This is a genomic window from Streptomyces sp. NPDC085927 (assembly GCF_044540975.1).
Lineage (GTDB): Bacteria > Actinomycetota > Actinomycetes > Streptomycetales > Streptomycetaceae > Streptomyces > Streptomyces hirsutus.
This window is the reverse complement of the sequence record NZ_JBITSN010000015.1, coordinates 141,120-159,193: the sequence shown is the minus strand read 5'-3', so window position 1 is coordinate 159,193 and position 18,074 is coordinate 141,120. Positions and strand designations below refer to the sequence as shown.

Here is an 18,074-nt window from a genome sequence, read left to right as displayed (position 1 = left end):
CAGGGGCCGACGGCGCGGCGGCGTGATGTCGCGGCCTGTGGGAGTGGCATCACAGGGGTGTCGCAGGAGTCAATCCGACGGGTCGGTTTGGTCTCAGGGGTGGCGGACACGCACAGGGGTGCAGGCGCGAGTGCGGCGGCCGTGGTGGTGGTCGGTCAGGGGGTGGTGACGAACGACCGGTACCAGGGGGCCACGTGGGGGAAGGCGCGGAGGAAGGGCTCGCCCGGGGAGCAGTCCAGGCCGTCCCAGAAGGTGTCGTCCCTGAACCAGTGGTCGACGGTGAGCATGCCGAGGTGGTGCAGGGCGCGCGGGGAGCCGGCGGCCCGAGCGTAGGCGGTCGTGACGTCGACCGCCGTTCCCTCGCCGGGCTGTTCCACCTGTGTGCGGACGGCCGCGAGCAGCTCCGACGCGGGTACCGGGTCCGGGTGGTTGACGTAGTGGACGCCAGGTTCGTGGACCGGGGAGAGTGCCGCGGCGACGGCCGCGCGGCCCAGGGTGTCGACGTCGATCATCGAGTGCAGGGTCCGGCAGCCCGTCATGGTCGCCGACAGCTCCCTCAGGAGTCCCACCAGGCCGGGGATCACCCAGCGGTCGCCCACGCCGTACACCAGGTGCGGTCGCAGCACCAGGCCGCCCGCCTCGAGGACGTGCCGTTCGGCCGCGGCGCGGGCGCGGCTGGTGGCGGAGGAGGGGGCGACGGGCGCCTCGCCGGGCCGTACGCCGCGGAAGGGGCCCCTGCCGTGGACGGCGGCGGTGCTCACGTACAGGATGCGGCGCACCCCGCTGCGTACCGCATCCTCCACCAGGGCCTTCGTGCCCCGGTCGTTGACCGCCGCGACGGATTCCGGGTCACCGGTGATGCGTGAGGCGCAGTGGACGAGGACATCGACGCCGGCGCAACTGCCGCGCAGGGATGCGGGGTCGGCGAGGTCGCCGGGAACGGTCCCAGTGGAAGGGGGCGGGCCCAGGGAGGCGTTCGCCTGCGTGGTTTCGGGCCGTGTGCTTCCGGCGGGTGTACGGCGGGAAAGCAACCGGACACGGGTGGACGGGCGTTGGCGTGCTGCGGCGGTGACCCGGCTGCCGATGAAGCCGGTGCCGCCCGTGATCAGGAGGTTCACCGTCACGTCAGCGACCGTACCGGAGCCGGAGCCGGAGCCGGAGCCGGAGCCGGAGCCGGGACCGGGGTCGGGGGCGGCCCCGGGGTCCGGCGGTGGGGTGCCGAGGCGAGGGTGACGGTGAAGACGGGGTCGTCGTTCTGCAGGCCGAAGACCCGTACGGTCACCTCGCCCCCGCTGCCGTTGTCTCCCCTGTCGGGGCTCCTGGCCTCATCGTCGGTTCCGCCCTTGTCGAAGACCTCGGTTTCGAGGAAGCAAGGGCTGTCCAGTTCGGTGTAGCGGCTGAAGGAGGAGGCCAGGTCGGACGGCAGGAAGACGCGTCCGCCGGCTGCCGCCGTCGCTGCCTGGCGGGCGGCCTCGAACAGAACCATGCCGGGGACGTGGTCGTTGGGCCGGGCGAAGAGGACGGGGTGACCGGTGTCGACGCGCAGGAGCCAGGTGCCGGGGCGGTCCGAGCGGGAGAGGACGACGTCCTCCGCGCGACGGCGGCCGACCAGTTCGTGAGGGACGGGAGGGAAAGGAGATATCGCGGTGTGCGGACCGGCCGGCCGGCCGGCCCGCAGGCGGCGGTACGCGGCCGGCGAGGTGCAGCCCATGCTGCCGGTGCCCCGGGCGACGAGCCGTCCCGCGCGGTGGAACTCCATGATGGTCCGCATGCTGCTCAGGCCGCGGCCCCGGCGGCGTACCTCGGAGCAGACGACGTCCACGGTGACCGGCTCCGCGGCGTCCGCCAGCAGCAGTTCGGAGGGGACGGTGGAGATGCCCAGGTCCCACATGACGAAGTGGGTGTCGAGGGGGGCGCCGAACTCGGCATGGGCGAGGGCCATCGTGGTCTGGCGCAGCGTCTCGGCGATGATCATCGGATCCTGGTGGAGGTCGTCCACGGGGCCGAAGAAGGAGTGGTCGGCGGGCCAGTACGCGGTGACGCGGAAGTCGAGTTCGGACAGGCGGACCCATTCCGTCGGGAAGACGTCCGCCGCGCGGGTGCGGTGGGCGAGTTCCGGGGTGACCCGGGTGGCGGTGGGGGCCCCGGCGGCCCGTCCAGTGGTGGTTGCAGGCGTGCTCCGCTGTCCGGTTCGATCCCCCGTGGGCGTGCTTGTGGAACCTGACTGCGGCATGAGGAACCCTCCGGAGAGAAGGCCTGGATCCGGTCAACTTCGCACTAAGATACGGACGAGCCGGTTTTTTTCAAGGGTGATCCACACCGTTGGAGACGAGCCCACAAGCCCACGCGCCCGCACGGCATCGTGGTACGGCGGTATGCCGACCGCACGGCTACCGCATGGCTACTTCACGGCGATCCACGAGATCCACGGAGATCAGGAGGCACCCGATGGCGCGACAGGAGCGCGCGATCCGCACACGGCGGATCATTCTGGACGCGGCCGCGGCCGTCTTCGACGAACGCGGTTACACCTCGGCGACCATCGGCGAGATTCTGGGCCGGGCCGGAGTGACCAAGGGCGCGCTGTACTTCCACTTCGGCTCCAAGGAGGAGCTGGCACTCGGCATTTTCGAGGAGCAGCTGGCGGTGACCCTGCCGCCCCAGCCCAGCAAGCTCCAGGAACTCGTCGACTCCGGTCTGGTGCTGGCCCTGCGGCTGTGCACGGACCCGCTGGTGCGCGCCAGTGTCGGACTGGCCCTGGACCAGGGAGCGTTGGGGCTGGACCGGACTCCGGCGTTCCGGATGTGGATCGACCAGACCACCCGGACCCTGGCCGAGGCGAAGACGGGGGGCGAGCTGCTGCCGCACGTCGAGGTGACGGAGACGGCGGAACTGCTGGTCGCGAGCTTCTCGGGAGTGCAGCTCCTCTCGCAGCTGCGCTGTCAGCGGCAGGATCTGGAGCACCGGGTCGTGGTGCTGTTCCAGCACATGCTGCCGGGCATCGCGGTGCCGGCGGTGCTGGCCCGGCTGGACATCTCGGCGGACCGCGGCCGGCGGGCCCTTGAAGCGGGGCGACTGGAACCGGCCACGGGGAATGTGGCCACCGAGGCGGAAGCGGGTTAGCGGGCCAGTAGGACAGCGGGACAGCAGGGCAAGCAGGACAGGCGTGGCAGGCGGTCGTCGTGGCTCAGGTGATGGGGTGGACGGCGGCTGCGGGGCGGGTGGTGGCAGGGGTGCGGGTGGGTGACGGAGTTGTCCACGGTCCCGGAGTTGTCCACAGGACCTGAAGCGTTTCGGCCACCGGGTTGTACGGTCGGCACGGTTGATGTCATGGCCTGTGCCGATGCCCGTGTCGACATCGAGGCGGGCCGGCGGTCGGTGGCCGTTCGTGTGCGGCGCGGCCGACGCGTGTGTACGGGCATACGTGTGGGCGTACGGGGGAGGCGGTTGTGGTGACCGAGACGGGTGCCGGCGGGACCGGGACGGACAGGACGGCGGAGCGGGCAGGGTCGGGCCTCGCTTCCGGTGAGGTGCGGCGGCTGCCGCGCGTACCGGGCTTCGCGGCGTGGCCGCCCGAGGGCTCGGCCAAGGCGGAGGGCAAGGCTCTGCGCCGGCTGGTGCCGCGCAGGGCGCACTCCGCTCTCGACCTGGATCCCTCCCGCCCCGACGCGGTCAGTGCGGTCGAGGAGTCCAGCCGTGGCCGGCTGCCCGAGCTGACGCCGATACGGGTGGGCAGGATGGCGGCGACACCGTTCGCCTTCCTGCGCGGATCGGCGGGTCTGATGGGCCACGACCTGGCCCGTACTCCCATGACGCGGATCCGCGCGCAGCTCTGCGGCGACGCACACGCGGCGAACTTCGGTCTGTACGGCGACGCGCGCGGTGGGCTGGTCATCGACCTGAACGACTTCGACGAGACGGTGTGGGGCCCCTGGGAGTGGGACCTCAAGCGGCTCGCCACCTCGCTGGTGCTCGCGGGGCGGGAGGTCGGCGCGGACGAGGACACCTGTCGCAAGGCCGCCCGTGACACGGTGGGCGCCTACCGGCGCACGATGCGGCTGCTGGCCGGGATGCCGGTGCTGGACGCGTGGAACGCCATCGCCGACGAGGAGCTGGTCTCCCACACCGACGCACACGATCTGCTCGGCACGCTGGAGCGGGTCTACGCGAAGGCCCGTGCCAACACCAGCGGCCGTTTCGCGGCCAAGTCCACCGAGGCGACGGAGGACGGCGGGCGTCGCTTCGTCGACGCCGCGCCGGTGCTGCGTCGCGTCCCCGACGCCGAGGCCCTGGCGGTGGCCTCCTCCCTGGAGGAGTACGTCGGCACCCTCCAGCCCGACCGGCTTCCGCTGCTGGCCCGGCACGCGGTGCAGGACGTGGCGTTCCGTGTCGTCGGCACGGGCAGCGTGGGCACCCGCTCGTACGTCGTGCTGCTCCTCGACCACCGGGGTGAGCCCCTCGTCCTCCAGGTGAAGGAGGCCCGCGCCTCGGCGCTGGTGCCGCATCTGCTGACGGCCGGCTTCGACGTCCCCGACGCCGGTCACGAGGGCCGGCGCGTGGTCCTGGGCCAGAAGCGGATGCAGGTGGTCAGCGACAATCTGCTGGGCTGGACGACCGTCGAGGGGCGGCCCTACCAGGTGCGGCAGTTCCGCAACCGCAAGGGCAGCGTCGACCCCACGGCCCTGACCGCCGACCAGGTCGACGACTACGCCCGGATGACCGGCGCCCTCCTGGCCCGCGCCCACTCCCACAGCGCCGACCCCCGACTGATCGCGGGCTACTGCGGCAAGAACGACGAACTCGACGAGGCGATGGGCGACTTCGCCTTCCGCTACGCCGACCGCACGGAGGCGGACCACGCGGACCTGGTGACAGCGGTCCGCTCGGGCCGGATCGCGGCGGAGATGGGGGTCTGAGCACCGCTTCGCTTCTTCCGGAGGCTCTCCACCGGCCGGGTGAGGGTGTGGGGGGAGCCGGTGGGCCACGCGCCCTGGCCGCCCCCCCCCCCCCCGGCTGGTCCTTGGCCGGCTCCCGGTCGGTCTCTGGGGAGGGGCCCCGGTCGGCCGGGTGGGGAGGCCGGTCGGTCGGCTGCCGGGGGCAGGGCGGGCGGCGTCGGGAAGCAGGGTGGTGGGATTCGGGGGTGGCGGTGGTGGCCTACGCTGTTCGGGTGACGACCTCGGAGGGTGAGCAGAGCAGCGGCGGCGCCGGTGCGGGGCAGACGGTGGGCGGCAGTGGTCCGCAGCGGCCCGAGGCGCGGCTGGAGCAGGCCGTACGGGCCGCGGAACAGGCGCTGATCGAGTTCGAGATCGCGGTGGACACCTTCCGCATCGAGGTCGAGAACTTCTCCCGGCTGCACGAGCAGCGGCTCGGCCCCGTGTACGCCCGTCTCGAGGAGCTGGACGCCCGCATCCTGGAGGCCAAGGCCGCCCGCAGCGGCGATCTTGAGGACCGCCGGCTGGCCGACGACGCGCGCTCCCGGCTGCAGCCGATCCCCGGCGTGGAGGAGTTGCTGGGCGGTTGGATGGACGGCAGCGGTCTCTTCCCGGAGGCCGCGGCCATGCTCACCGACCAGCCCGTCCGGCCCCCGGAGCGGGTGCGGCCCAGCGAGGAGGCCCGCAAGCTCTACCGCGACCTCGCCCGCAAGGCCCACCCGGACCTGGCGCAGGAGGAGGCGGAACGCCGCCGCCGCGAGGAGTTCATCACCCGCGTCAACGCCGCCTACGCCCGTGGCAGCGAGGCCGAGCTGCGGGAACTCACCGCGGAATGGGCGGCGGGCCCGAAGCTGAAGGAGCGGGTCCCGAGCGCCGGCGAGGAGCTCTATGCCCGGCTCGAATGGCTCGCCCAGCGCAAGGAACTGCTCACGCTGGTCGCGAAGGAGCTCGAGGAGGGCGCCATCGGCTCGATGCTCCGGCTGGCCCCGGACGACCCGGACCGTCTCCTGGAGGAGATCGCCGAGCAGTTGCGCGCCGAGGTGGCCGAGCGCGAGGCGGAGCTGGTGGCCCTGGAGGCCCTGGAGAGCTGAGGTCCGGTCGGGTGGGCGTGAGCCCCGGGCCGGGGCTTCCGGTAGCGTCGGGGGCATGAGTTTTGCGACTGGGGTGCCCACGGTCGGGGTCTCGGACCTCAAGGACGGCGACTTCCTGCTGGACGTCCGCGAAAGCGACGAGTGGGCGTCCGGTCATGCCGAAGGGGCGCTGCACATCCCGATCAGTGAGTTCGTCGCCCGTTACGGCGAGCTGACCGAGGCGGCTCCGCAGGACGGCCGGGTGCATGTGATCTGCCGCTCCGGCGGACGTTCGGCCCAGGTCACGATGTATCTGGTCCAGCAGGGCATCGACGCCGTGAACGTGGACGGGGGCATGCAGGTGTGGGAGTCCGCGGGACGCCCCGTCGTCACCGACGACGGCCGGCCCGGACACGTCCTGTAGTACCGGAGAAGGGGTGGGCGGCCATTGCAGGCCGCGCATCGGGCACCGGGTATCGCGCATCGGGTCCGGGCCGGCGTCGCCGTACTCCGCTTCGAGCAACAGGCCGAGCAGGTCCGCGCCGGCCGGCTCGTCCCACGGGGCGCGGTCGAACGCGTCGGCGACGGGGCCCGAGGCGAGTGCCGGACCGGTCACCGCGTCCGGCGCGGCCCCGGAGAACATGCCCCGTGCCGCCGACGGCCCCGGAGCCCCCTGCCTTTCGCCGCCCTGACAGGGTGTCGAGACAGGACGGGTTCCGAGAGGCGGGGAACGGTCCGCACGGCGTGGACAGCGCTGCCGGGCCGGTGGCGGTGCGGCTGTCACCGGTCGAAGTCCAGCTCCACCCTCTCCGTCACCGGATGCGACTGGCATGCCAGTACGTAGCCCGCGTCGGTCTCCTCCGACTCCAGCGCGAAGTTGCGGTCCATCCGCACCTCGCCCGAGACGAGGAAGGCGCGGCACGTTCCGCACACCCCGCCCTTGCAGGCGTAGGGGGCGTCGGGACGGTTGCGCAGCACCGTCTCCAGCAGGGACTCGCCGTCCTGGACGGACCAGGTGCCGCCGCGTCCGTCGAGCAGGGCGGTGACGGTGCTGTGGGCGGGGGCCGGTGCCGTGGGGGCGGACGGTGCGCCGGTGTCCACGTGGAAGATCTCCTCGTGGATGCGGGAGCGCGCCACGCCCAGACCGCGCAGGGCCCGTGCGGCCCCCTCGACCAGCCCGTACGGGCCGCACAGGAACCAGCCGTCCACCTGCCCCACGGGCAGCAGGGCCGGCAGCAGGGCGGCGAGCCGCTCCTCGTCGAGCCGTCCGGACGGCAGCCCCGCCTGCTGCTCCTCCCGCGAGAGCACCGGAACCAGCTGGAACCGGTCGGGGTAGCGGTCCTTCAGGTCGGCGACCTCCTCCAGGAACATCGTCGAGGCGGCTGTCCGGTCGCTGCGGATCAGGCAGAACCGGGCCCCGGGCTCGCGCTCCAGAAGGGTCGAGACGATGGAGAGCACCGGGGTGATGCCGCTCCCGCCGACGATCGCCGCGTACCGGCCGGGTGCGGGCGGGAGGGTGAAGCGGCCCGCCGGGGTCATCACCTCCAGCTCGTCCCCGACGCCGATCTCCTTCAGGGCGTACGTCGAGAAGGCGCCGCCCTCGACCAGCCGCACCCCCACCCGCAGCGTGCCGGGCCCCGTGGCGTCGGGGGCCGGGGAGCAGATCGAGTAGGTGCGCCGGATGTCCTCGCCGTCGGTCCTGCGCCGCAGGGCCAGGTGCTGGCCGGGGGCGTAGCGGTACTCCTCGCGCAGGTCCGGCGGGACGGTGAGGGTGAGGGCGACGGAGTCGTCGGTGAGCCGGTCGACGGCGGCCACCCGGAGCCGGTGGAAGCGCGCCATCACAACTCCTTGAAGTGGTCGAACGGTTCACGGCAGTCCAGGCAGCGGCGCAGCGCCTTGCACGCGGTGGACGAGAAACGGCTGAGCAACTCGGTGTCGGCAGAGCCGCAGTGCGGGCACCGCACGGGATCCGGAGCGGGCTCGTCCACTTCGTTCGCCCGTGGGACGCGGGTGCGGGTCGGTCCGAGATCCACCGCGACCGCACCGGACGCCGGCCGTACGCGCGGCGGGGCGATGCCGAACTCCCGCAACTTGCGCCGTCCTTCGTCGGTGATGTCGTCGGTCGACCAGGCGGGCGCGAGCACTCTGCGGACGGTGACCTCGCGTACCCCGTGCTCGCGCAGCACCCGCTCTATGTCCGCCGACATCGCCTCGACGGCCGGGCATCCCGTGTACGTGGGGGTCAGCTCGACCTCGACGGTGTCCGTCCCGTGCGCGTGCACCGCGCGCACCACGCCCAGCTCGCGCAGGGTCAGCACGGGCAGTTCGGGGTCGGGCACCGAACCGGCCAGTTCGAGCAGCTCCGCCTCCAGCGGGGTGGTGGCCACCGGGGTCACCATGCCGCCCCCGGGTGGCTGCGGTGCAGGTGCTGCATCTCGGCGAGCATGCGGCCGAAGGGCTCGGTGTGCAGTCCCTGGCGTCCGGCGCCGGCCGTCCACGCGCCCGTGCGCGGGCCGTCGGGCACGGTGAGCGTGGCCCTGTGCAGCACCTGCGTGATCAGCTCCATCCAGGCCGTCTCCAGGGCCGGCCAGTCGACGCCCAGGCCCTCGACCGGCTGGAACATCTCGCCGGTGTACCGCCACAGCGCGTCCACCGCCCGCTGCATCCGGGTGTGGCCGGTGGCGGTGCCGTCACCGAGCCGCAGGGTCCATTGCTCGGCGTGGTCGCGGTGGTAGGCGACCTCCTTGACGGCCTTGCCGGCCAGCGGTGCCAGCGGGCCGTCCCCGGCGGCGAGTCCGGTGTGCAGGAGGTGCTGGTAGGTGGAGAAGTACAACTGGCGGGCGATGGTGTGGGCGAAGTCGCCGTTCGGCTGCTCGACCAGCTGGAGGTTGCGGAAGGCGCGCTCCTCGCGGAGGAACGCCAGCTCGTCCTCGTCGCCCGCCAGCGACAGCAGTACGCGGGCCTGGCCCAGCAGGTCCAGTGCGATGTTGGCGAGGGCGACCTCCTCCTCCAGCACGGGGGCGTGGCCGGCCCATTCGCCCAGGCGGTGGGAGAGCACGAGGGCGTCGTCACCGAGGGCGAGTGCGGCCGCCGTGAGGACGGTGTCCTGAGCGGGTGTCGTCGTCACAGGTGCTGCACCCCCTCGGGGATCTCGTAGAACGTCGGGTGCCGGTAGGGCTTGTCGGCGGCCGGGTCGAAGAACGGGTCCTTCTCGTCGGGCGAGGACGCGGTGACCGCGGACGACGGCACCACCCAGATCGAGACGCCCTCGCCGCGGCGGGTGTACAGATCGCGGGCGTTGCGCAGGGCCAGCTCCGCGTCCGGGGCGTGCAGGCTGCCGGCATGGGTGTGGGACAGTCCCCGGCGCGAGCGCACGAAGACCTCCCACAGGGGCCAGTCGGTGTCGGTCATGCGCGGATCGCTCCTGTCTCGCCGGTCGTGTGCTTGGCCGCGTAGGCGGCCGCCGACTCCCTGACCCAGGCGCCCTCTTCATGGGCGCGCCTGCGCCGGGTCAGCCGCTCCTCGTTGCACGGGCCGTTGCCCTTGAGGACGTTCCGGAACTCCGTCCAGTCGATCGGGCCGAAGTCGTGGTGCCCCCGGTCCTCGTTCCACCGGAGGTCCGGGTCGGGGAGGGTGAGGCCGAGCGACTCGGCCTGGGGGACGCAGATGTCGACGAAGCGCTGGCGCAGCTCGTCGTTGGAATGCCGCTTGATCTTCCAGGCCATCGACTGAGCGGAGTGCTGGGACTCGTCGTCGGGCGGGCCGAACATCATCAGTGACGGCCACCACCAGCGGTCCACCGCGTCCTGGGCCATCGCGTGCTGCTCGGGGGTGCCGCGGCTCAGGGCCAGCAGCAGCTCGTAGCCCTGGCGCTGGTGGAAGGACTCCTCCTTGCAGATGCGCACCATCGCGCGCGCGTACGGGCCGTACGAACAGCGGCACAGGGGCACCTGGTTGGTGATCGCGGCCCCGTCCACCAGCCAGCCGATCGCGCCGACGTCGGCCCAGGTCAGCGTGGGGTAGTTGAAGATCGAGGAGTACTTCTGGCGGCCGGAGTGCAGTTTGTCCAGCAGCTCGTCGCGCCCCGTGCCGAGGGTTTCGGCGGCGCTGTAGAGGTACAGGCCGTGTCCGGCCTCGTCCTGCACCTTGGCCATCAGGATCGCCTTGCGGCGCAGCGAGGGCGCGCGGGTGATCCAGTTGGCCTCCGGCTGCATGCCGATGATCTCGGAGTGGGCGTGCTGCGCGATCTGCCGGACGAGTGTGGCGCGGTAGGCGTCGGGCATCCAGTCGCGCGGTTCGATCCGCTCGTCGGCGGCGACGGCCGCGTCGAAGGCGCGCTCGTACTCCGTGCTGTCACCCGCGCCGTCGCCCGCGTCGGCGCCGACGCTGTCGACTGCTGTCGCCATGAGGTCCCCCTCGACCTGGGTTCTTCCTGGGTTTTCTCGGGTTCTTCCCGGAACACGCTCCCGACCGATCGTTCGGTTCGTGCGAGTCCATGGTGAGACGGGCACCGCGAGGTGTCAACAGCTGTGGATAACCTGCGGAGCGGCATCACTGGCGGGGTGGGATCGCCGGCGGGCCGCCCGGTGGGCGACCGGGCCGGCCGTGGATGTGGTGACGGCCACGGAGCGCGCGGGCCGCTGGGGCTGTGCCGCGACGGCCGGTGCTGAGTACCGTTCCCGTGCGACGCTGCGAAGCGGTGCGCGGGCGGCACGTCACCCTCGCACGCCGGACGGCGGCGAGCGGCCGGAATTCGGACCGGGACTGTGGGGACGGGGCGGGATGGACGCGTACGACGAGGGCTCGCACGCCCGGCACGGGGGGACCGGGCCGGGCGTACCGAGCGACCCTGCCCCGCCCTCCGTCCCGCCCGCTCGCGCACCGGCGCCCGCCGGCCAGGACGATCCCCGGCCTTCGGACGCCCCACCACCCTCCACCGCCCCACCGGCCCCGGATGTCTCCCCGCCACCCTCCACCGCCCCACCGGCCCCGGATGTCTCCCCGCCACCCTCCACCGCCCCACCGGCCCCGGATGTCTCCCCGGCCCCGGACGCGGACCCTCCGCCCCCGGACGCGGGCCCCCCGCCCCCCGAACCCCGTACCGGCGTGGCCGCCCTCCCTCTCCGGCACCAGATCGCCGCCGCCGTGGCGCTCGGGATCGTCGCTGTCGTCGTCTGTGCGCACATAGGCATGACGTTCCTCCACGTCGCGCCCGCGAACACGGTCTCCAAGGAGCACGCCGAGACGGTCGAGGACTGGATCTACCCGGAGTTCGAGCAGAACTGGAAGCTGTTCGCGCCGAACCCGTTGCAGCAGAACATCTCCGTCCAGGTCCGTGCCGAGGTCCTGACCCCGGACGGGGGAGTGCGGACCACCGGCTGGTACGACCTGTCCGCCGAGGACGGCCGGGCCATCGACGGCAACCTCCTGCCCAGCCACACCCAGCAGAACGAGCTGCGCCGCGCCTGGGACTTCTTCGTCGCCACGCACGACGGTGAGGCCCGGCCGGTGGGGATGCGCGGCACGCTGGCCGAGTCGTATCTGCGCCGGATCATGGTGATGCGTCTCGACCGGTCGGACGCGGCCGGGCCGGGCGGCGTCGTCGACCGGATCCAGGTCCGCTCCCGCACGTCCAACGTGCCGCCGCCGGAGTGGAGCGAGGAGGAGGTCTCCACGAAACCGGTGTACCGCACGCTGCCCTGGTGGCCGGTGCCGAAGGACGAGGCCCGGGGAGGCATCGGGTGAACCCCTTCCTGCTCAAGGTCTCCGGCGCCGTCGCGCGGGTCACCGATTCCGCCCTCGGCCCCCATCAGACCGCGGTGATCCGGATCGGCTTCAGTGCGACCTGGCTGCTGTTCCTGCTGCGCGAGTTCCCCCACCGCCAGGAGCTGTACGGGCCCGACGGCCCGTGGGACTGGGACCTCGCCGATCAGCTCGTCGGGTCCAACGGCGCCTTCACCGCGCTGCTGTGGTCGGACGGCCGGGGCTGGTTCGAGGCCCTCTATCTGCTCGCGGTGGTGTGGAGCGTCCTGCTGCTGCTGGGCTGGCGCACCCGCACCATGTCGGTGCTGTTCATGGTGGGCGTGCTGTCGCTGCAGAACCGCAGCGTCTTCATGGGCGACGGCGGCGACAACGTCCTGCACCTGATGGCGGTCTACCTCGTGTTCACGCGCTGCGGCCAGGTGTGGTCCCTGGACGCGAGGCGCGCCCGGCGCGCGGACGAGGCGCGGGCGCGTGAGGAGCGGCCGCGGGACCGGACGGGCCCCGCCCTGTGGGGGGTGCTGGGTTTCCTGCTGCTCCTGGCGACCTTGGCCGGCCGGATGGACGGCGACCGGTTCGTCCCGGCGCTGCTGTGGGCCGTATGGCTGGCGCAGGCGCTGTGGTGGCTGGTGGGGCGCTACGCGAGGACCCCGCATCCGCGCGGCCTGCTGGACGTCGTCGCCAACATCGTGCACAACGGCGCCCTGCTGGTGGTCATGGCCGAGGCCTGTCTGATCTATGCCACGGCCGGCTGGTACAAGATCCAGGGCTCCCGCTGGCAGGACGGCACCGCGGTGCACTACCCGCTGCACCTGGAGTACTTCTCCCCCTGGCCGGCCCTCGGCGACCTGCTGACCGCCAGCGGCACCCTGGTGATGCTGGTGACCTACGGGACGGTCGCCGTACAGGTCGCCTTCCCGTTCACCCTGTTCAACCGGCGGGTCAAGAACGTGCTCCTGGCGCTCATGATCACCGAGCACGCGGTGATCGCCGTCGTCCTGGGGCTGCCCTTCTTCTCCCTGGCGATGATCGCGGCCGACGCGGTCTTCCTGCCGACGTCGTTCCTGCGCCGCCTGGGCAACGTCTCCGGGCGCGCCCACGGGTGGGTACGCGTCCGGATACTCCGTCTCCTGCCACCGCGTACGCGCGCGGACGGTGTGCCGGTGCCCGTTCCCAGGACCGGAAGCCCGGGAGAGCCGGTGGATCACGCGGACCGGATGGATCACGCGGACCGGATGGATCACCTGGATCACGTGGATCGCGAGGACCGGGAGGACCGGGAGGAGCAGGCCGGTCAGGGGCCGACCGTCCCCGCGCCCGGGAAAGCACCCGGCACGCGCCCGTAGGCTGCACGTCATGGCCGCCCCCGACCGCGACATCGCCTCCGACCGCGACGACACCTCCCCCGCCGGCGACTCCGTGCCCCCCGCGACCCCCGCCCGGGACACCGCCCCCGTGACCCGCTGGTACCGGCACAGCGGTGGTGCGGTCCTGCTCGACGGCTTCCACGCCCTCAAGCACGCCGTGCGCTTCGGGGCCGAGGTCGAGGTGGCGGTGACCGCGGACCGGGCCGCCGCGCTCGCCCTCGCCGACGAACTGGCCCCGGACGTCCGGGAGGCGCTGGCGGCGCTGCTGGCCGAGGTGCCGTACGAGACGTACGCCTCGCTCGTCCCGCGCCCGCACCCCACCGCCGTCGCCGCGCTCGCCGTACGGCCCTCCCGCGAGGGCAACCTGGCCGGGCTGGCGCGCACCCCGCGCACCGCGCCCGTGGTGGTCCTGGACCAGCCGCGCAACCTGGGCAACGCGGGCGCCGTGATCCGGCTGGCCGCCGGTTTCGGGGCGACCGGGGTCGTCACCACCGGCACCCTCGACCCCTGGCATCCCACGGTCGTGCGCGGCGGGGCCGGGCTGCACTTCGCGACCGCCGTGGAACGGCTGTCCGTCGACGAACTGCCCTCCGGCCCGGTGTTCGCACTCGATCCGGAGGGCGAGGACATCCGCGCGCTGGAACTTCCGGACGACGCGCTGCTCGCCTTCGGCTCGGAGCGCAGCGGGCTCTCGCCCGAGCTGCGCGCGCGTGCCGACCACCTGGTGGCGCTGCCGATGCGCCCCCAGGTCTCCAGCTACAACCTCGCGACCAGTGTGGCCATGACGCTGTACCACTGGAGCGCCACCGGGGGCGCACCCGCCTGAGCGCCTCCCGCGCCGGCCGGGTCTACGCCTCCCGGCGCACCTCGACCACCCGGAAGCGGTTGGCCACGAACGCGGCGTCGGTGAGGGCCGCGTTGGCCGCCGGGTTGCCGCCGGAGCCGTGGAAGTCGGAGAAGGCGGCCGTCTGGTTGACGTACACCCCGCCGGTGAGGTTGAGGGAGAGCTGGGCGGCCTCCTCCAGGCAGACCTCCCGCACCTCCTCCTCGAACTCCGGGGAGGTCGTGTACGCGCCGACGGTCATCGCGCCCTTCTCACGGACGGTGCGCCGCAGCAGTTCCGCCGCGTCCGAGGCGGAGTCGACGGCGACGGCGAAGGAGACCGGGCCGAAGCACTCGCTCATGTAGGCGGCCTCGTCGTCCGGCTTCGCACCGTCCAGCTTCACGATCACCGGTGTACGGACCACCGCGTCCGGGAATTCCGGGTGGGCGATCCCGCGGGAGGCGAGGGCGACCTCGCCGAGGCCGGCGGCGGCCTCCAGGCGCTCCTTGACGCCGGGGTTGACGAGCGCGCCGAGCAGGCCGACTGCGCGCGTGTCGTCGCCGAGCAGGCCGTCGACCGCCTGCGCCAGGTCGGCGACGACCTCGTCGAAGGACTTGGGGCCCTGGTCGGTGCTGATGCCGTCGCGCGGGATCAGCAGGTTCTGCGGGGTGGTGCACATCTGGCCGCTGTAGAGCGACAGGGAGAACGCCAGGTTGGCGAGCATGCCCTTGTAGTCGCCGGCCGATTCCACGAGCACCGTGTTGACGCCGGCCTTCTCCGTGTACACCTGCGCCTGGCGGGCGTTGGCCTCCAGCCAGTCGCCGAACTCCGTGGAGCCGGTGTAGTCGACGATCCGGATCTCCGGACGGGTGGCCAGGGTCTTGGCGATGCCCTCGCCGGGCCGCTCGGCGGCCAGCGCCACCAGGTTCGGGTCGAAGCCGGCCTCGCTGAGCACCTGGCGCGCGACCTGGACGGTGAGCGCGAGCGGCAGCACCGCACGGGGGTGCGGCTTGACCAGGACCGCGTTGCCGGTGGCGAGGGAGGCGAACAGGCCCGGATAGCCGTTCCACGTCGGGAAGGTGTTGCAGCCGATGACCAGGCCGATGCCGCGCGGGACCGGGGTGAACCGCTTGGTCAGCGCCAGCGGGTCGCGCTTGCCCTGCGGCTTGGTCCACTCCGCGGTGCCGGGGGTGCGCACCTGCTCGGCGTACGCGTACGCCACCGCCTCCAGGCCGCGGTCCTGCGCGTGCGGGCCGCCGGCCTGGAACGCCATCATGAACGCCTGGCCGGAGGTGTGCATGACCGCGTGGGCGAACTCGAGCGTCCGGTCGCTGATCCGCTTGAGGATCTCCAGGCAGACCATCGCACGGGTCTCGGCGCCCGCGTCCCGCCAGGCCCGCATTCCGGCCCGCATGGCGGGCAGCAGCACGTCGAGGTCCGCGTGCGGGTAGCCGACGCCCAGTTCGACGCCGTACGGCGAGGTCTCGCCGCCCACCCAGTCGTCGGTGCCGGGCTGGCCGAGGTCGAGGCGGGTGCCGAGCAGCGCGTCGAAGGCGGCCTTGCCCGCCGCGAGGTCCAGACTGCCGTTCTCGCCGTAGGTCTTGGGGTGCTCGAGGTGCGGGGACCAGTACGCGCGCGTGCGGATCGCTTCCAGTGCCCGGTCCAGGGTGGGCCGGTGCTGGGCGGTCAGCTGCTGCGCGGTGAGTTCGGCGGCCATCGGGGACCAACTCCTCGTCGAGTTCGGGGACCGGGCAAAGCCTGGGGCAGGAGGCGGGGGCGGGGGCATCGGAAGCCGACGGTGCCGGACGGCGGGGACGGCGGCGATGCCGGAGGGAAGGGCGTCGGAGGCAAGGGATGTCGGAATTCGGGCGGTCGGAGTTAGAGTAACCGAACGATCGGTCGGGACAAGGGGGTCCGCCGCATCTGTGGACAAGCCCGTGCGGGAGGATCGCGCACATGACAGCACTCGACCTCAGCAGCCCCGTGGCCGTCGTCGGCACCGGCACCATGGGCCAGGGCATCGCCCAGGTCGCCCTCGTCGCGGGTCATCCCGTGCGGCTGTACGACGCCGTCCCCGGCCGGGCCCGGGAAGCGGCCGAGGGAATCGTGACCCGGCTCGACCGGCTCGTGGCGAAGGAACGGCTCACCGCCGCCGACCGGGACGCGGCCCGCGCCCGGCTGCTGCCCGCCGACGACCTGACCGCGCTCGCCGACTGCGCCCTGGTCGTCGAGGCCGTCCTGGAGCGCCTGGACGTCAAGCAGGAGCTGTTCCGCGCGCTGGAGGACGTCGTCTCCGACGACTGCCTGCTCGCCACCAACACGTCCTCCCTGTCGGTCACCGCCATCGGCGGCGCCCTGCGCGTCCCCGGCCGCTTCGTGGGTCTGCACTTCTTCAACCCGGCGCCGCTGCTGCCCCTCGTCGAGGTCGTCTCCGGCTTCGCCACCGACGTCACCTGCGCCACGCGCGCGTACGAGACGGCCCGCGCCTGGGGCAAGACGCCGGTCGCCTGCGCCGACACCCCCGGTTTCATCGTCAACCGCATCGCCAGGCCCTTCTACGCCGAGGCCTTCACGGTGTACGAGTCCCAGGCGGCCGATCCGGCCACCGTCGACGCGGTGCTGCGCGAGTGCGGCGGCTTCCGTATGGGGGCCTTCGAACTGACCGACCTCATCGGGCAGGACGTCAACGAGTCCGTCACCCACTCGGTGTGGCAGTCCTTCTTCCAGGACGTGCGCTTCACACCGTCCCTGGTCCAGCGCCGGCTGGTCGAGTCCGGCCGCCTGGGCCGCAAGAGCGGCCGGGGCTGGTACGACTACCGGGACGGTGCCGAGCGCCCCGAGCCGCACACCGCGGAACAGGCCGGGCCGCCCGCGTACGTGGTCGCCGAGGGCGGTCTGGGGCCCGCCTCGGACCTGCTCGCCCTGATCCGCGAGGCCGGGATCCAGGTCCGCGCGGAGGACGAGGACAACGGCACCCGTCTGGTGCTGCCCAGTGGCGGCCAGCTGGTGCTCGCCGACGGCCAGACCTCCGTGGAGTACCGCGACGTCGTCTACTTCGACCTCTCGCCGGACTACCGCGGGGCCACGCGCATCGCCCTGTCCCACTCCCAGGACACCTCCGCGCAGACCGTCGCCGAGGCCACCGGGCTGTTCCAGGCGCTCGGGAAGAAGGTCAGCGTCATCGGGGACGTCCCCGGAATGATCGTCGCGCGCACGGTGGCGCGGATCATCGACCTGGCGCACGACGCCGTCGCCAAGGGGGTGGCCACCGAGCAGGACATCGACACCGCGATGCGCCTGGGCGTCAACTACCCCCTCGGCCCCTTCGAGTGGAGCCGCCGCCTCGGCCGCGGCTGGGCCGGCTCCCTCCTGGAGGACCTGCACGAGCGCGATCAGTCCGGCCGCTACGCGCCGTCCCTCGCGCTCTACCGGCACGCGTGCGCCACCGAGAAGCGGGAGGACACCCCATGACCACCGCCAGGCGCGACACGTACACCCCGGAGTCCCTGCTCTCCGTCGCCGTCCAGGTGTTCAACGAGCGTGGCTACGACGGCACCTCCATGGAGCATCTCTCCAAGGCCGCCGGCATCTCCAAGTCGTCGATATACCACCACGTGGCGGGCAAGGAGGAACTGCTGCGGCGCGCGGTGAGCCGGGCGCTGGACGGGCTCTTCGGCATCCTCGACGAGGAGCAGGCGCGCGTGGGACGTGCCGCCGAGCGCCTGGAGTACGTCGTACGGCGCATGGTCGAGGTCCTGATCGCGGAGCTGCCGTACGTGACGCTGCTGCTGCGCGTGCGCGGCAACACGGGCACCGAGCGGTGGGCCCTGGAGCGGCGGCGCGAGTTCGACCACCGGGTGGCGGCACTGCTGAAGGCCGCGGCGGCGGACGGGGACGTGCGCGGCGACATAGAGGTGCGCCTGGTGACCCGGCTGGTCTTCGGGATGATCAACTCGATCGTCGAGTGGTACCGGCCGGACGGGCGCGGCATGAGCGAGCGCGAGGTGACGGACGCGGTGGTCCAGCTGGCCTTCGGCGGGCTGCGCAAGGCGTCCTAGCCCCGGGAACGGCCCGGGGCGGTCCTCGCGGGGGCGCGGGGGACAGCTCCGCGTGGGGCTGTCCG

17 protein-coding genes are annotated in these 18,074 nt (G+C 72.8%); 9 read left to right on the top strand and 8 right to left on the bottom strand.

Annotated elements, in window-relative coordinates; all coding sequences use genetic code 11:
• Positions 1 to 155: 155 nt before the first annotated feature.
• Together ACIF80_RS30460 and ACIF80_RS30455 are read right to left on the bottom strand one after the other, a co-directional pair.
• Positions 156 to 1,124, bottom strand: a complete 969-nt coding sequence (locus ACIF80_RS30460; RefSeq protein ID WP_399810465.1) for an NAD-dependent epimerase/dehydratase family protein — start codon at positions 1,122 to 1,124, stop codon at positions 156 to 158.
• Positions 1,121 to 2,233 carry a ScbA/BarX family gamma-butyrolactone biosynthesis protein gene (locus ACIF80_RS30455; RefSeq protein WP_399810463.1) on the bottom strand — a complete coding sequence of 371 codons (1,113 nt, stop codon included), beginning with the start codon at positions 2,231 to 2,233 and terminating at the stop codon, positions 1,121 to 1,123. The genes ACIF80_RS30460 and ACIF80_RS30455 overlap by 4 nt, the downstream gene beginning before the upstream one ends.
• Before the next feature lie 215 nt (positions 2,234 to 2,448).
• Between ACIF80_RS30455 and ACIF80_RS30450 the strand changes: the two genes are divergently transcribed.
• The 4 genes from ACIF80_RS30450 (at position 2,449) to ACIF80_RS30435 (ending at position 6,425) form a co-directional block, all read left to right on the top strand.
• Positions 2,449 to 3,123 (top strand): ScbR family autoregulator-binding transcription factor, encoded by a 675-nt coding sequence (locus tag ACIF80_RS30450; RefSeq protein WP_399810461.1) that lies wholly within the window; start codon positions 2,449 to 2,451, stop codon positions 3,121 to 3,123.
• A 329-nt stretch (positions 3,124 to 3,452) separates the two neighbouring features.
• A complete protein-coding gene (locus ACIF80_RS30445) occupies positions 3,453 to 4,916 on the top strand; it encodes a DUF2252 domain-containing protein (RefSeq protein WP_399810460.1) in 1,464 nt (487 codons plus the stop codon).
• A gap of 251 nt (positions 4,917 to 5,167) precedes the next feature.
• Positions 5,168 to 6,022 (top strand): hypothetical protein, encoded by an 855-nt coding sequence (locus tag ACIF80_RS30440; protein WP_399810459.1) that lies wholly within the window; start codon positions 5,168 to 5,170, stop codon positions 6,020 to 6,022.
• Between the two features lie 73 nt (positions 6,023 to 6,095).
• Positions 6,096 to 6,425, top strand: coding sequence for a rhodanese-like domain-containing protein (locus tag ACIF80_RS30435; protein WP_055630269.1), 330 nt, complete (start codon positions 6,096 to 6,098; stop codon positions 6,423 to 6,425).
• 356 nt (positions 6,426 to 6,781) lie between these two features.
• Here the strand turns inward: ACIF80_RS30435 and ACIF80_RS30430 are convergent, their stop codons facing one another.
• From ACIF80_RS30430 to paaA, 5 genes are read right to left on the bottom strand one after another with little or no spacing between them, the layout of a single operon-like run.
• A complete protein-coding gene (locus ACIF80_RS30430) occupies positions 6,782 to 7,840 on the bottom strand; it encodes a 2Fe-2S iron-sulfur cluster-binding protein (protein ID WP_399810457.1) in 1,059 nt (352 codons plus the stop codon).
• Complete coding sequence (gene paaD / locus ACIF80_RS30425; RefSeq protein ID WP_399810455.1) at positions 7,840 to 8,400, bottom strand: 1,2-phenylacetyl-CoA epoxidase subunit PaaD; 561 nt, start codon at positions 8,398 to 8,400, stop codon at positions 7,840 to 7,842. The genes ACIF80_RS30430 and paaD overlap by 1 nt, the downstream gene beginning before the upstream one ends.
• On the bottom strand, positions 8,394 to 9,128 hold the full coding sequence (gene paaC / locus ACIF80_RS30420) for a 1,2-phenylacetyl-CoA epoxidase subunit PaaC (protein ID WP_399810453.1): 735 nt from the start codon (positions 9,126 to 9,128) through the stop codon (positions 8,394 to 8,396). Before paaC ends, paaD begins: the two co-directional genes overlap by 7 nt.
• Positions 9,125 to 9,412 carry a 1,2-phenylacetyl-CoA epoxidase subunit PaaB gene (gene paaB, locus ACIF80_RS30415; RefSeq protein WP_399810452.1) on the bottom strand — a complete coding sequence of 96 codons (288 nt, stop codon included), beginning with the start codon at positions 9,410 to 9,412 and terminating at the stop codon, positions 9,125 to 9,127. The genes paaC and paaB overlap by 4 nt, the downstream gene beginning before the upstream one ends.
• Positions 9,409 to 10,407, bottom strand: a complete 999-nt coding sequence (paaA, locus tag ACIF80_RS30410; RefSeq protein ID WP_399810451.1) for a 1,2-phenylacetyl-CoA epoxidase subunit PaaA — start codon at positions 10,405 to 10,407, stop codon at positions 9,409 to 9,411. Before paaA ends, paaB begins: the two co-directional genes overlap by 4 nt.
• 376 nt (positions 10,408 to 10,783) lie before the next feature.
• Between paaA and ACIF80_RS30405 the strand changes: the two genes are divergently transcribed.
• Genes ACIF80_RS30405 through ACIF80_RS30395 form a run of 3 tightly spaced genes read left to right on the top strand, consistent with a single transcriptional unit; the run spans position 10,784 to position 13,954 of the window.
• Positions 10,784 to 11,746, top strand: a complete 963-nt coding sequence (locus tag ACIF80_RS30405; RefSeq protein ID WP_399810450.1) for a DUF5819 family protein — start codon at positions 10,784 to 10,786, stop codon at positions 11,744 to 11,746.
• Complete coding sequence (locus tag ACIF80_RS30400) at positions 11,743 to 13,107, top strand: HTTM domain-containing protein (protein ID WP_399810449.1); 1,365 nt, start codon at positions 11,743 to 11,745, stop codon at positions 13,105 to 13,107. Before ACIF80_RS30405 ends, ACIF80_RS30400 begins: the two co-directional genes overlap by 4 nt.
• 10 nt (positions 13,108 to 13,117) lie before the next feature.
• Positions 13,118 to 13,954, top strand: a complete 837-nt coding sequence (locus ACIF80_RS30395) for a TrmH family RNA methyltransferase (protein ID WP_399810447.1) — start codon at positions 13,118 to 13,120, stop codon at positions 13,952 to 13,954.
• 22 nt (positions 13,955 to 13,976) lie between these two features.
• Here ACIF80_RS30395 and paaN read toward each other — a convergent pair whose 3' ends face one another.
• Positions 13,977 to 15,668 (bottom strand): phenylacetic acid degradation protein PaaN, encoded by a 1,692-nt coding sequence (gene paaN, locus ACIF80_RS30390; RefSeq protein WP_399810445.1) that lies wholly within the window; start codon positions 15,666 to 15,668, stop codon positions 13,977 to 13,979.
• Between the two features lie 239 nt (positions 15,669 to 15,907).
• Here paaN and ACIF80_RS30385 point away from each other — a divergent pair, with 239 nt between their 5' ends.
• Both ACIF80_RS30385 and ACIF80_RS30380 read left to right on the top strand, forming a co-directional pair.
• Positions 15,908 to 17,422: a 3-hydroxyacyl-CoA dehydrogenase gene (locus ACIF80_RS30385; RefSeq protein WP_399810443.1), complete on the top strand. Its 1,515-nt coding sequence runs from the start codon at positions 15,908 to 15,910 to the stop codon at positions 17,420 to 17,422.
• Positions 17,419 to 18,009 carry a TetR/AcrR family transcriptional regulator gene (locus tag ACIF80_RS30380; RefSeq protein WP_399810441.1) on the top strand — a complete coding sequence of 197 codons (591 nt, stop codon included), beginning with the start codon at positions 17,419 to 17,421 and terminating at the stop codon, positions 18,007 to 18,009. The genes ACIF80_RS30385 and ACIF80_RS30380 overlap by 4 nt, the downstream gene beginning before the upstream one ends.
• Positions 18,010 to 18,074 lie beyond the last annotated feature (65 nt).